At 52.3% G+C, this 12,700-nt stretch carries 11 protein-coding genes; 4 read left to right on the plus strand and 7 right to left on the minus strand.

The window, feature by feature from the left end:
- Positions 1-102 precede the first annotated feature (102 nt).
- The gene (locus B9Y58_RS12095) at positions 103-588 is read left to right on the plus strand and encodes a c-type cytochrome (protein WP_073057246.1); all 486 of its coding nucleotides are present in this window, start codon (positions 103-105) and stop codon (positions 586-588) included.
- Here the strand turns inward: B9Y58_RS12095 and B9Y58_RS12100 are convergent, their stop codons facing one another.
- Together B9Y58_RS12100 and B9Y58_RS12105 are read right to left on the minus strand one after the other, a co-directional pair.
- Positions 589-2,472 (minus strand): hypothetical protein, encoded by a 1,884-nt coding sequence (locus B9Y58_RS12100; protein ID WP_073057249.1) that lies wholly within the window; start codon positions 2,470-2,472, stop codon positions 589-591.
- 40 nt (positions 2,473-2,512) lie between these two features.
- A complete protein-coding gene (locus B9Y58_RS12105; RefSeq protein ID WP_073057252.1) occupies positions 2,513-3,415 on the minus strand; it encodes a LysR family transcriptional regulator in 903 nt (300 codons plus the stop codon).
- Positions 3,416-3,532: 117 nt separating this feature from the next.
- Here B9Y58_RS12105 and B9Y58_RS12110 point away from each other — a divergent pair, with 117 nt between their 5' ends.
- Together B9Y58_RS12110 and B9Y58_RS12115 are read left to right on the plus strand one after the other, a co-directional pair.
- A complete protein-coding gene (locus B9Y58_RS12110) occupies positions 3,533-4,090 on the plus strand; it encodes an FISUMP domain-containing protein (RefSeq protein WP_073057255.1) in 558 nt (185 codons plus the stop codon).
- 21 nt (positions 4,091-4,111) lie between these two features.
- On the plus strand, positions 4,112-5,794 hold the full coding sequence (locus tag B9Y58_RS12115; RefSeq protein ID WP_073057262.1) for a putative transporter: 1,683 nt from the start codon (positions 4,112-4,114) through the stop codon (positions 5,792-5,794).
- Between the two features lie 92 nt (positions 5,795-5,886).
- Here the strand turns inward: B9Y58_RS12115 and B9Y58_RS12120 are convergent, their stop codons facing one another.
- The 4 genes from B9Y58_RS12120 to B9Y58_RS12135 all read right to left on the minus strand — a co-directional run bounded on the left by B9Y58_RS12120 (position 5,887) and on the right by B9Y58_RS12135 (position 10,222).
- The gene (locus B9Y58_RS12120) at positions 5,887-6,654 is read right to left on the minus strand and encodes a hypothetical protein (RefSeq protein WP_073057265.1); all 768 of its coding nucleotides are present in this window, start codon (positions 6,652-6,654) and stop codon (positions 5,887-5,889) included.
- A gap of 201 nt (positions 6,655-6,855) precedes the next feature.
- Positions 6,856-8,025 carry a ribose-phosphate diphosphokinase gene (locus tag B9Y58_RS12125; RefSeq protein WP_073057267.1) on the minus strand — a complete coding sequence of 390 codons (1,170 nt, stop codon included), beginning with the start codon at positions 8,023-8,025 and terminating at the stop codon, positions 6,856-6,858.
- A 295-nt stretch (positions 8,026-8,320) separates the two neighbouring features.
- Positions 8,321-9,583: a diaminopimelate decarboxylase gene (gene lysA, locus B9Y58_RS12130; RefSeq protein WP_073057270.1), complete on the minus strand. Its 1,263-nt coding sequence runs from the start codon at positions 9,581-9,583 to the stop codon at positions 8,321-8,323.
- Between the two features lie 174 nt (positions 9,584-9,757).
- Positions 9,758-10,222: a glycogen-binding domain-containing protein gene (locus tag B9Y58_RS12135; RefSeq protein ID WP_073057272.1), complete on the minus strand. Its 465-nt coding sequence runs from the start codon at positions 10,220-10,222 to the stop codon at positions 9,758-9,760.
- Between the two features lie 77 nt (positions 10,223-10,299).
- On the opposite strand from B9Y58_RS12135, the gene rpe reads away from it, so the two are divergent.
- Positions 10,300-10,971, plus strand: coding sequence for a ribulose-phosphate 3-epimerase (rpe, locus tag B9Y58_RS12140; protein ID WP_073057275.1), 672 nt, complete (start codon positions 10,300-10,302; stop codon positions 10,969-10,971).
- A gap of 17 nt (positions 10,972-10,988) precedes the next feature.
- On the opposite strand, the gene B9Y58_RS12145 is transcribed toward rpe, so the two are convergent.
- Positions 10,989-12,695 (minus strand): DUF4832 domain-containing protein, encoded by a 1,707-nt coding sequence (locus B9Y58_RS12145; protein ID WP_073057278.1) that lies wholly within the window; start codon positions 12,693-12,695, stop codon positions 10,989-10,991.
- Positions 12,696-12,700 lie beyond the last annotated feature (5 nt).

A 12,700-nucleotide genomic window follows, 5' to 3' on the forward strand; every position in this document is an offset into this window, starting at 1 on the left:
GTAGGAAGTAGTGAGTTCCTAGCCCGCAGGGCGTAACCCACAACTGATAACTGACAACCGCCTTCTAACTTCACTTTTCACATCTTTTCTACATTGCGTTACATGAGGTTTACTCGGTTGGCATCTGCGGGACTACTGGCACTAGCGGCATACGGAATGCTGCTCGGAGTTTCGGCATTTGCTGGCGATACGGCTGCAAAACCGCAAGACGAAAAGACCGTTGCCACGCAAAAACCGGAGCCCGGTTCTCCAGGGGACACGCTCACTCGCGAAGACGCCCGCATGGCGCTCCTTGTGTACAAACTTCTCGACAAAGACGGCAAAATCAAGGGCGCAAACATAGAACGCGGCAAAAAACTGTTCATGCAAAACTGCAGGCCCTGTCATGGAGACGATGGTCGCCGTTTCAATTTCGCTCCTTATTACGAGCCGCCTGCATATATAGGCCAGCGGGCACGCAATGACATGCCCACTTTCTGGTATCAAATCAATTTTGGTGACGACGACCGGGGAATGCAAGCCTACATCGACGAGTTCCCGTTGCAGGATCTCGTCGATATTGCGGGGTTCGCACAAACGTTGCCGTAATTACGGCTGGTGGCCGTTGTAGACCTTGACTTCTTGAATAAAGGAGAGCTCCAGCAGTTCGGGAACTTCGCTTCCGTAAGGCTGAATCTCGATGGTCTGTGGAGACTTGGCAAGCTTCAGGGCGTGCACAAAGAAATTCCTTTCGACTTCGCTTTCTCCGCGCTTGGTCGGGTTTTTTACCTTGGCGCCAATCAAGGCGCCGACCGTCTTGGCGTAACGCAAAACCTTAACCAGGTCGAACGTGCTCAACTTCTGGTAGTTGTTGCCGTACTTGGTGGAATTGAGCGCGGTCTGCAAGGTTTCGGAATTAGCGGTATCCTTGAGTTCGTAGTCTGGCGCCTTTGCTTCGGGCCAGCCTGCAGCAAAGTCCTTGCGCCATTCTTCAGTGGGAGCGCTGGAGCGGTTTGTGTTCTTGCGTTCCACGAAGGGGCAGTAACCGTAGTTTGTAAGAATGTCGAAGGCGCGGCTTTCCATTTCGGGCTTGAGTACGAAACCGTAGCCGGCAATGTATTCGTTGGTGCATTCCATGAACTGCGGAAAGCGGGAAAGTTCGTTTAGCACGTCGGCGTTTTCGATTTTGAGCAAACGAACTGTCTGGACGCGGGCGCCGTAGTAAGAAGAATTCCATTCGGCAATGGTAGATTCCACGTTGACCGGCGGTTTGATCCAGCCCTTGAAATTCTCGACTTCGGATTCGGCGATGCCGCACTTGAGACCGCGAATGTAGCTGTCGCGGTTCAACGAGAAGCGCAAGTACACTTCGTCGTTTTCAACCTTGGTAAGGCAAGCGAGCATCAACAGCACTCGCGGAGAGGTTCCGGTGGAGGCGATGAGTTCAAAGTTGGGCAAGCAAGAAATGTTCTGTTCCGGAATGGAGGCGATGGACGACTCGATCCAGTCGCGGCCGGCCTGTTCCAAAGTAACGGCGGCAATCTTTCCGTTCACCATGGTGAAGCGGACAAGACCCAAAAGCCAGAGCTCGCGGAGCGGGCGGGGCAGATATTCCCATGCAATCAAGCCGTCTTTTTCTTGCAGGCGGAAGGTGGGGTCCATGACCCAGAAAATAGAAGAGGCGACGGGCGCGGTACGCGGCTTGTCCAGCATTTTCAAGAGGCGTACGCAATGGCTGCGGTCTCCGCGGAAACGTTCCTTGAGCCACCAGGAGACCAGGTCCTGGTGCAAGCGGAAACCATTCTTGCGGATAAATTCGAGTGCCGTTTCTGTGGGAACGAGACAGGCGTCTTCCTGTTCCAGCCAACCATTTACGGTGAGGAAGTTGAAGATCAGGGACAGTTCGTTTTCGGCTGTCTTTTCGGAAATACGCTTCGCCGATGTGAAGGCGTCTGTGCAAATCTGGTAGCTGCGGCGGTGCAGCAGGTTGCTGTTGTTGACCTTGAGTTCTCCGGTCATGCCCAAAGCAAGAACTTCGCAAATGTGCCAGTCGATGAGGTTCTGGTAAAATATATCGGCGCCCTTTACTGCCGGTGCGTCTTCGAGAGGCATGGAGAAAATGTCTATGAAGTTTGCAAAGCCATAGTATACGGAAGTGCTGGCAGAAGGACTGCGCCACAATACATATTCGCGGCACATTTCAAGCAAAAAGTTCTGCAGGTCGCGGCACTTGCTTACGGGAACGGTTAGACGAAGTTCGTTAAAGGTCAGGCCCCTAGATGCGCTATTGTAAATCAGCACCATGCAGTGGCGTTGCCATGGTTCCATTTTCTGGAACAGGCCTGCAACACGGACGTTGTCGTTATAATAACCGAGTGTTTCGTCTTGGATGAGAGCGTTGTTCAGCAAGCCCTTGTGGCCGAATGCCTTCGCGTGCGCGTTGCGAAGCAGCGGCTTGGACATCCCTTCAAAAAAAGCATTCAAATCAAACATCAAATCAACCTTTATTGGGGAGCCAAATATAGTAAAAAATTCAACGTCGTGGATTCTTTCTTTTTTCTGTCCGCTTGAGTAAGCCGGTTAAAAAGCGGAAAAATTTCTCGGAACGGGAATTGTCCTGCTTTCCGCGTCGAAGGGTGATGACGATGTCGCGCTTGAATTCGGCGTCGGTAATCTTGAGAAGGCGAATGCGGCGGTTGTTGATTCGCCCCCAAGAAAATTCGGGCCAGAATCCTACGCCGATTCCGCTTGCAATGGCATCTTTAACTGCTAGCGCGTTGTCGCTTTCAAAAATGATATGCGTCTTGAATCCGACTCGTTCGCAATACTCGTTACAAATATTGCGCAGTTGCTTGGAACCGTAGAGCCCGATAAAGTTTGTTTCTTGCAATTCCTTGAGGGAGATACAGTCTCGCTTGCGGTATTGCGCTACGTTGGGAACGGCAAGATAGATGTTTTCGGAACATACGAAACTTTCTTCGTCGTCGGAACTGAATTTCTGTGCCGAGGCCTTGTAGTTGGCGTAAGTGCGGACGCAGATATCGTAAAGTGTTGTCTCTTCGTTTTGCACCAGGTTGAATCGCAGGTCGGGATCGTTCTGCTTATACAGAATGACTGCGTTGGTCACGAAGGTCGAAGCTGCTAGCACATTCAAGTTTACCGTTGCCGACTGATCGTTTTCCATGGCGCGGAGCTGCGCCGGGAGAGCTTCGATATCTTCGTAAAGTGGTTTGACCTTCTTATAAAAATAGTCCCCGACTTCGGTGAGCTTGATGTTCCTCCCTTGACTTTTAAAGAGTTTTACGCCCAGTTCGTCTTCGAGTTTATGCAGGGCGTGGGTGAGCGCAGGCTGTACGATACATAGGGCTTTGGCGCTTTGTGTCACGTGTTCGGTGCGGGCGACTTCTAAAAAATACTTTAAGTGTGTGAGTTCCATACATTTTTCTTATCTAAAATTATTCATCAAAATAATTGATGAATTAAATATAAATAATCTATTAGACAATATGAATTGAGTGTTCTAATTTTGTCCTCGAAAACGAAAGGAGTATATATGAAACTGTTCTTCAAGACCATTGCAATCACTGCAATCACCCTCTTCACCCTTACCGCCTGCGACCAGGCTAACACTTGCGACTACGACGCTTCTGCGAATACGCTTTCTTGCTCTGAAAAGACTTACAGGACATCTAATCTTGGTGGAAAAGTCTGGCTTGCCGAAAATATGGCCGTTTACATTCCCGATTCCAGTGTCTGCTACGGAAATGATCACGTGAACTGTGACGCCATGGGCCGCTTGTACACTTGGACTGCGGCGACAACGGGACTTTGCCCGAAGGGATGGACTCTTCCGACTCGGCAGGATTTCAAGAACGCCTTCGGCAATGCGTCTGTAGCTACACTCAAGGATGGCTCCTCTTTCAATATGCAGTTTGCCGGTTTCCGCTACTATGACGGAAAGTTTGCCGATAAGGATATCAGCGCCAGCTTCTGGACGAGCGACAGCTACGATGGTTCCAGAGCTTATCTGGTTCGCGTTACCGATTCTACCATTACTTATGAACACTTCAACAAGAATATTTTAGCCTCTGTCCGCTGCGTAAAAGAGTAAATTTAAAGACGGAGGGATAAAATGACTTGGCTAATAGACTTATTTACGAAGCCCTCGGTGGGCCAGCAAGTCCTTGCGATTGCCATTACGGCGGCACTCGGTCTGATGATCGGAAAGATTAAGGTCAAGGGAATTGGCCTGGGTAGTGCCGGAGCGCTATTTATAGGTATCGCCCTTGGACATTTCGGGCTCCGCATAGAACCTAACGTGCTTCATTTTATTCAGGAATTCGGCTTGATCCTGTTTGTGTACACCATCGGTATGCAGGTGGGGCCAGGATTTATCGATTCCATTCGCCGTCATGGCCTTGTGTTGAATATTCTTTCGACTAGCGTTGTATTGCTTGGTGTATTGGTCACGCTGTGCCTGTACTTCTTTACTGATATGCATAACAACGTACCCGTACTCATTGGGATGCTTTGTGGCGCTGTCACGAACACACCTTCCCTAGGAGCCGCTAACTCAGCCTTTGCCGCGGCCGGGGTGGACACCTCCCTGACGGGTATCGGGTACGCTGTTGCATATCCGTTCGGTGTTATCGGAATCATTTTGGTGATGATCCTTACGCGAGTTATCTTTAGGCAGGATCCTAACAAGGCTGCTGAAAGTTATTCTGCAGAAATTGCCGCCCACAGTAAAGAAATTGAATCTTGCAGTCTTACCGTCGAAAACCAGAACCTTTACGGAATCCAGCTCAAGGACATTCCGAACCTGATTTCGAGCGGAGTCGTCGTCACCCGCCTCTTGCGCGGCGAAAGCATTTTTACCCCGAACGGAAAGACGGTGATTGAACAAGGCGACAAGCTGCACATTGTGGGCATGCCCGAAGCCGTTTGCGCCATGGAAAAAATTATCGGCAAGCGTCTGGAAAAACCGATTACGCTTGAAACCAGCAACACCGACAAGAAGATTGTCGTCAAGACGATTCTCGTGACAAACAAGAAGATTCTCGGCCGCACCATCGGTTCCTTGGCTCTTGCGGAACGCTACGGCGTAAACATCAGCCGCGTCACGCGCAGTGGATTCAAGTTTACAGGCCGCCTCGATTTGAGAATCAAGTTCGCCGACAAGCTTATGGTTGTTGGCACCGCCGAAGGCATTGAGGCCGCGGCGAAGGAACTGGGCAATTCTTTAACAGCACTGGACCATCCAGAAATATTGCCCGCGTTCCTTGGCATCTTCCTGGGAGTCATTGTGGGCAGCATTCCTCTTGCTATCCCAGGGATGCCGACCCCGCTTAAGCTGGGTCTCGCCGGCGGCCCCTTGATTGTCGCTATCGTGCTTAGCCGTAAACGCAAGATTGGTCCGCTGAACTTTTTTATGGCCAATAGCGCAAACCTGATGCTTCGTGAATTCGGTCTGACGCTCTTCCTCAGCTGTGTGGGTTTGAATGCGGGAATCAAGTTCTTCGATGTGCTCTTGAATGGTGACGGTCTCCATTACATGGCCTTGGCGGCGCTCATCACTTTCTTGCCGCTTGCCATCGTTGCTGCCGTGGGACACCTCGTCTTCAAAGTCAACTACCTTTCGCTCTGCGGCGTACTCGCAGGAGCCACCACCGACCCGCCTGCACTTGCATTTGCCAACGGCCAAGCCAACAGCGAAGCAGTCAACATCGGCTACGCCTCCGTTTACCCTCTCACCATGCTGCTAAGAATCTTAAGCAGCCAGGTGCTCGCGATACTCCTGCTGCAAGCGATGTAACTGATTTTTACTTCAATCCATTTTCATTCTAGTACTCCATCAAACACAAAAAGGCTCCCTTAACAGGGAGCCTTTTCGTTGCTCATAATTTTTTATTCAGCGGGGCAAGCGTCAACGAGGGTTCCGCCGAAGTCCGGAGATTCACACATATCCTTCATTGCTGCAGGGAGCTCTTCGCAGCCTCCCATGACACCTGGAACAATGCAGTAAATCACATCGCCGCCAGCAGCAGGCTGTTCGCCGGCACCCGGCCCGGCGGGTTCTTCGCCAGCGCCCGGCCCGGCGGGTTCTTCACCGGCACCCGGCCCAGCGGGTTCTTCACCGGCGCCCGGCCCAGCGGGTTCTTCACCAGCGCCCGGCCCAGCAGGTTCTTCACCAGCGCCCGGCCCAGCAGGTTCTTCACCAGCGCCCGGCCCAGCGGGTTCTTCGCCAGCGCCCGGCCCAGCGGGTTCTTCACCGGTACCCGGCCCGGCAGGTTCTTCACCGGCACCCGGCCCAGCGGGTTCTTCGCCAGCGCCCGGATTTTCAGTGGCAGGTTCGTCTGTAGCTGGAGTATTCGTAGCACCGTTTTCGCAACCTTCAACCGGTTTACCGAACGTCATCGGAGTAAAGATGGTTCCGTTGCACTGTACGGTATCGTTATCTTCTTCAACATAAACCTTGGCGCACATATTAACGGTCTGTGAGCAAGTAAGATTGATCGCATCTTCAAGCGTTTGAACACTTGCCGGAAGGTCTGTCGTCGAGGGGGTAGTGGATGGAGTGCCGTTAGACGGACTAGAGGAACTGTCGTCACCGCACGCAACGAAAGAAGCCATTGCAAGGGCGGCGAAAGGAAGGATGATTTTTTTGTTAAGCATTTTTACTCCTATAGAAAAACCTTAATAAACATATATCCGATTCAAAAGGAAACGGATATATGTGTCTAGTAAAAAAAATTTTTATTTGTTCTATCTAAAGCGGTAATATGTTTTTTTTGGAACTTTTTGTCACGCTTTAGTTTTTTTTCGCAAAAAAAAGACTCCCCAAAACGGGGAGTCTATTCGTTACTCATATCTCTATTAGAAGAACTGAGGCGGCCAACGCGGGTTCTTCGAGGACATATCGATCTTGTAGAAGTCCTTCTCGAAGCGACCGTCATCCAAGCCGTACATCTGCATCACGTGGCGGGCAATCCACTTGCCGAGCTTCATCACGGTGAGTTTCTTGCGGAGGCGGCCCTGGCAGTCGCGGTTCATGATATCCGGGAGAGTCGAGGTCGTGAGGATTTCGTCGATTGCGTGGCTGTTGAGCTTTTCACGGGCTTCGGGGCTCGTGTGGAAGTGCGTCACGCCGAAGCACACGCGGTTGGGGTTACCCTTCTTGATGTGTTCGCAGCACTGCACGATCGTCGTACCGGTACGCACCATGTCGTCGAACACGATCACGTCCTTACCTTCGATTTCTTCGATGCTGATGTCGGAAAGTTCCGGGTTGAAGGTCATGCTGATTTCGCGTTCGCCGGTACGCACCTTGTCCATCACCACTCGCTTGCATTCGGGCAGGTCGAGCGCTTCGTAAACGGCGTTCATGAACGGGCGTGCGCCCTTGTCCGGAGAAACGATTACGAGGTTGTTGCCGTCCTTGCCAGTCTGAACAAAGTTGCTGTTCTTGATGTAGTGGGCGTAGACGTCCGTCGGAATCAGGTTATGGAAATTGTCCTTGCCGAAGATTTCGGCAAACAGGTTCTGCACCTTGATGCTGTGGTTGTGCACCGTGACCACGGCATCGACACCGGACTTCTTCAAAAGTTCGGCATAAAGAAGGCTCGTGAAGGCCTGGCCGTCAAACTTCTTCAGGTCAATGTCCGGGCGATCCTTCTCGAGTTCACCGATGCGGTGCGGACCGCGGTCCTGGGCGCTGTAGAAAAGGTCCGGTTCAACCAGGACGACCTGTTCGGCACCGTTGTCCTTGGCGGCACGGGCCAAAATGCAGTTACGCATGGCGTAGTCGTTACGGCTGCGTTCATGGTTCGAAACCGAGCAAATCAGCACGATCTTGCCTTCCAGGCGGCGGCCGATATGTTCCATATCGTCCACGTCCAGCATGTAGCGGGGGCAGAATTCGGAGTTTGCGAAGGTCTTCAAGGAGACCACGTCGGAAATATCTTCACGGAGGCCGATGTACTGGGCCATGTCGATGGCGAACGGGTCATCGGTGAAGTTTCCGGTCACGATAAAACGATCAGACATAATTACGCCTTGATGTTGAGGTTGAACCATTGGGTATGGGCAAATATAGAATAATTCAATACCCAAATTCAAGGCCGTCTTACAATAGGCGACATTTCAAAAAAAGACTTTCGCCATTTCTGACGAAAGCCTTAAATAAGATTCGAATTATTGTTATTGATTTAGAAACAAGCAGGACAAGGCGCGAGCTCCCGTAGCGTACTAAAACGTACGTGAGGGAGCGAGCTATACGACACTTGAGGCGTAGCCTCTTAGTGAGAGTTATCCCCTTTGGGGAAACGCCGTAATGCGCAGTTTATAAATCAATAATGCGGTCGTTCTGGAGAAGCTGCTCGAAAGTCTGGCGCTCGCGCACCACCTTCAGTTCACCCTTGGTGTACATGGTTTCGGCGGCGTAGCGGCGGCTGTTGTAGTTGCTGCTCATGGCCGCGCCATAGGCGCCTGCATCATGGAGAATCAAAAGGTCGCCGACCTTTGCCTTCGGGAGCTTGCGGGTCACCACAAAGCCGCCTTCTTCCTGCGTGAACACGTCACCGGATTCGCAGAGCGGGCCTGCCACGACGGCATCGACCGTTTCGTTCAGTTCGCGACCGTCACGGGCGATGATGGAAATGGCATGATAGCTACCGTAAAAACTCGGGCGAACGAGATCGGTAAAGCCGGCGTCTACCAGGTAGAACAAGTTGTCGCCCTGCTTCTTGACGGCGCGGATTTCGGCCATCAGGTAACCGCTTTCGGCCACCAGGTAGCGACCGGGTTCCACTTCAAGGTGAACCTCGTGGCCGATGCTCTGCTGAATGCGTTTGCGGGCATCGTCCCACAGCTTGTAGTAAGCGTTCACGTCGATGCGGTTGCCCTTGTCTTCTTCGTGGTAAGGAATCGGGAGGCCGCCCCCTGCACTGATGGTGCGCAAGTGAGAGCCCAGGCGACGGCTAGCGTCGACCATGGCATCGCACACCTGAGCGAGGTGTTCAAAGTCCGTGCCGGAACCGATATGCATATGCAGTCCCGTAATCCACATGCCGTTAGCCTGAGCGAGCTTGATGCAGTCCTTAATCTGTTCGTGCCAAATGCCGTGCTTGCTGAGGTCGCCACCGGTGTTGGTCTTGCGGGAGTGTCCATGGCCAAAACCCGGGTTCACGCGGATGGTGAGTTCCGACTTCACTCCGAAATCAGCGAGCTGCTGAATCATGTCCGGCGAACCCACGTTCACGGCGATGTTGTGTTCCTTGACGAGTTCAAGAGCGTCCTTGTCGAAGATGTCTGCGGTGTAGACAATTTCGGGAGCCTTGCCCTTCTGCTGGCCGCCCTTGAATCCGGCCTTGAGGGCGCGGACGATTTCGCCAGCGGAGACGGCATCGACGACGCAGCCGAGCTTGCGGATGAGCGAAACCACGGAAAGGTTCGGACATGCCTTCTGGGCAAAACGAACGGTGTCAAAAACCTGGACATCCTTCACGCACTTTTCAATCGTAGCGCGGTCATAAATCCAGAGCGGGGTGCCGTACTGTTCGGCAGCCTTCACGAAAACTTCTTGAGGGATAGAATAATTTGCCATACGGGGGTTAAATTTAGAAAATAGTTGGAAGTAGACAGTAGACGGTAGGAAGTTTAGACGAAAGGATAAAAGCGTGTATCAGCAATTTGCAGGCTGGCTCCGCGACGGTTTTACACAAAATGAAAAACGCCGAGCGATCAGCCCGGCATCATTTCAATTGCGATAAAAGCGAGATTAGACGTGCTTGACCTTGTTGTCGCCTTCGTCCCAGTACTGGCCGTCGCAAACGAACTTGTATTCGTAATCGCCAGCATCGAGAGTCACCTTGCCAGTCCAGAGGCCAGTCTTCTTGTCCTTCTTGAGCATGTCCTTGTCGACAGCCCAGTTGTTGAAGGAACCAGCGACAGACACGGTCGTGGCGAGCGGGCAGTTGGCTTCGAACACAACCGTCACCTTCTTGGGAGCCTTAGCGGCAGCCTTCGGAGCGGCGGGCTTAGCGACAGCCTTAGGAGCGGTCTTCTTAGCAGCCGGTTTGGCGGCAGTCTTCTTTTCAGCGGCCGGCTTAGCGGCGGTCTTCTTGGCAGCGCTAGCGGGAGCCTTCTTTTCGGCAGCCGGCTTAGCGGCGGCCTTCGGAGCAGCCTTAGCGGCAACCTTCTTGGCGGCGGCCTTGGCAACTACAGTTTTTGTTCCTTTAGACATTGTTGATCTCCTTGCTTTGTTTGGTGCCAAAAATAGTAAATTTTTTTCAACCTGTCTAGTTTTGCTATATTTGGGCCATGCTCAAGCAAATTATCGCCCCCAGCGTGTTGAACGCAAATTTCCTCGAACTCGGCAACGGCCTCAAGGCTATCGAAAACGGTGGCGCAGGCCTTGTTCACCTCGACATCATGGACGGACACTTTGTCCCAAATATCAGCTTCGGCCCGGGCATCTCGGCCTGCGTGGGCAAGGGAACCAAGCTTCCGCTCGATTGCCACTTGATGATCGAAAACCCCGAAAACTATGTGGGTGAATTTGCAAAGGCCGGTGCAAGCATCATCAGCGTGCACGCCGAAACCACGAACCACCTCGACCGTCTGCTGCACCAGATTGCAGAACTCGGCGTCAAGCCCGCCGTGGCCATCAACCCGGCAACCCCGCTCGAAAGCATCAAGTACGTGCTCGACATCGTGGACATGGTCTTGATTATGTCGGTGAATCCGGGCTTCGGCGGCCAGAGTCTCATCCCCTATTGCCTTGACAAAATCCGCGAACTTCGCCAGATGAAGCCGGAACTCAACATCCAGATTGACGGCGGCGTCAAGCTCGACAACATCCTCGCCTGCAAAGAAGCCGGCGCAAACATCTTCGTGGTAGGCTCCGCCATTTTCGGCAAGCCCGATCCTGAAGCCGAGTGCCACGAATTCGCAGTTAAGGTAGGAGCCTACCAAGTAGACGAACGCCGTTAAGCGCCATCGAAAAAAATCTACCTAAGCGTAGCTCCATTTGCCTTATAACGCTTTTCACCGTCGCGGACAATCACGCTATTGCGCTCCCTCTGAACGAAGGGGGCGTTTTTCTTTTGTGCCGCAGCCGGGAAGGCGTGCGGAATCGATGATTTGACATTTTCGTCATAGTAGATTTTGCCCAAATAAGCGGCAGGCTGTTCTAGGCCACAAGTACCCTTTCCACTAGGCTTATCATTGGCAAACTCAATATTGCCCACCTTCAAATACACCTGATAATTACGATAACGAAGTTTGCCCAGTTTAACGGAAACCTCAATTTCATTGTTACCGTCAAAAGTCATCACAGTATCATCACCCGCAATTGAAATGGTGCGGCTATGGACGTTTCGAAAATCAACATCAGGCAGGTCCACATAATCCATGTCAGGGCACATATCCAAATCGCTACCTTCCAGGTCTTCCAAAACGGCGAGCCTTACCGGAGCCCTCCAAGTGAGGTTGCCAAAGCCCACGTTCTGGATACGCAATTTCGCACGTAAAATTCCGTCGCTCCCCACCGTATCGCTCATCCACGATTCGCGCAGCACAAAGCGGTAACCCAGGTGGTCGTTGACGTACTTGAAACCTGTCAATGAATCTATTTTCGAGCCGTCATATTCAAAATCTTTCCCTTCAAAATGCGATTTTTTCCAGCCGTCAATCAGGTTGTTGTTCCACTGGATATTCAAATAGCTCGTGTGCGTGCGGAAACCTTCGTACGCCAAAAACTCCGGCGTATTGATGACCTCGAAACCGCCTGCCGTCGTGAGCGCCTCGCCACCGTAGGGCGTGTTGATGCCGTACTTCTCGAGCCAAGCCACGCCTTCTTCGCGGCAAATGGAAGTCGCACAGTCCGCACCCCACGTGCCGTAATCGTATTGCGTCCCGAGATAGCCGTCGTTGAACATTCCCACGCGGTACATCGTGTCGCCCTTGGCCTTTGCAATTTCCGCAAACTTTTCGCCATCGATATGGAAGTCCACGCCCCAGTTATCAAAGCCGAGTACCTTCGCTGAATAGTTGCCCGTTCGCGTGAGAATCTTGAGTTCGGGAGGCGTATTGCGCAGCATCAGATTTACCGCTTCGGCAACGCGATCATAAGTGATGCTCGTGTCGGAATGCATCTCGCCGTAGGCGCCGTGCATGCCCATTTCGAGCGCGACAATCACATCGGTATTTTTCGAAAGCACAGGCGCGAGCTGTTCCACATGGCGTAACACCCACTTGTGTTCCGGGGTCACGTTGCTGCGACCATTGTACCACGGGTCATAACAGATACGCACAATCACAAAACCCTTATTCGCGCGGATATTGTCAAACGTCTGTTGCAAAACATTCAGTGCATCTTCAGTCAGGTCCTGGCTCACGCCGCGCACCGTATCGCGCTTTCCGCCTGTCGTGTCAATCGAAAGCCATGCGTTGCTGCTGAATTCCGAAATTTCCGCACGCAGGTGCAACAGCTTGCCGTACGGCTTTTCAATCGGCTTGCTACCCGATGGCTTTAAGTGCAGAACCTGCGGCGTATAGAACCCGCGGTCAAAATTTTCGAGCGTCGCCATCGCATCAGTCGTGTCGATAGACTGTTTCACAAGCCCCGCCGCAAAGAGCGATGCTGGCGCAAACAGGAATGCGCCAAGCAGGGCGACCCGCACAACATTCCGCGTAATCACAGAAATTTTCTTCATCGACA

Origin of the sequence: Fibrobacter sp. UWB15 (assembly GCF_900177705.1) — a bacterium.
Lineage (GTDB): Bacteria > Fibrobacterota > Fibrobacteria > Fibrobacterales > Fibrobacteraceae > Fibrobacter.

Bases quoted from the DNA above. Each gene is read 5' to 3' on its own strand.
- B9Y58_RS12095 (WP_073057246.1), top strand. From the start codon at position 103: ATGAGGTTTACTCGGTTGGCATCTGCGGGACTACTGGCACTAGCGGCA.
- B9Y58_RS12100 (WP_073057249.1), bottom strand. From the start codon at position 2,472: ATGTTTGATTTGAATGCTTTTTTTGAAGGGATGTCCAAGCCGCTGCTT.
- B9Y58_RS12105 (WP_073057252.1), bottom strand. From the start codon at position 3,415: ATGGAACTCACACACTTAAAGTATTTTTTAGAAGTCGCCCGCACCGAA.
- B9Y58_RS12110 (WP_073057255.1), top strand. From the start codon at position 3,533: ATGAAACTGTTCTTCAAGACCATTGCAATCACTGCAATCACCCTCTTC.
- B9Y58_RS12115 (WP_073057262.1), top strand. From the start codon at position 4,112: ATGACTTGGCTAATAGACTTATTTACGAAGCCCTCGGTGGGCCAGCAA.
- B9Y58_RS12120 (WP_073057265.1), bottom strand. From the start codon at position 6,654: ATGCTTAACAAAAAAATCATCCTTCCTTTCGCCGCCCTTGCAATGGCT.
- B9Y58_RS12125 (WP_073057267.1), bottom strand. From the start codon at position 8,025: ATGTCTGATCGTTTTATCGTGACCGGAAACTTCACCGATGACCCGTTC.
- lysA (WP_073057270.1), bottom strand. From the start codon at position 9,583: ATGGCAAATTATTCTATCCCTCAAGAAGTTTTCGTGAAGGCTGCCGAA.
- B9Y58_RS12135 (WP_073057272.1), bottom strand. From the start codon at position 10,222: ATGTCTAAAGGAACAAAAACTGTAGTTGCCAAGGCCGCCGCCAAGAAG.
- rpe (WP_073057275.1), top strand. From the start codon at position 10,300: ATGCTCAAGCAAATTATCGCCCCCAGCGTGTTGAACGCAAATTTCCTC.
- B9Y58_RS12145 (WP_073057278.1), bottom strand. From the start codon at position 12,695: ATGAAGAAAATTTCTGTGATTACGCGGAATGTTGTGCGGGTCGCCCTG.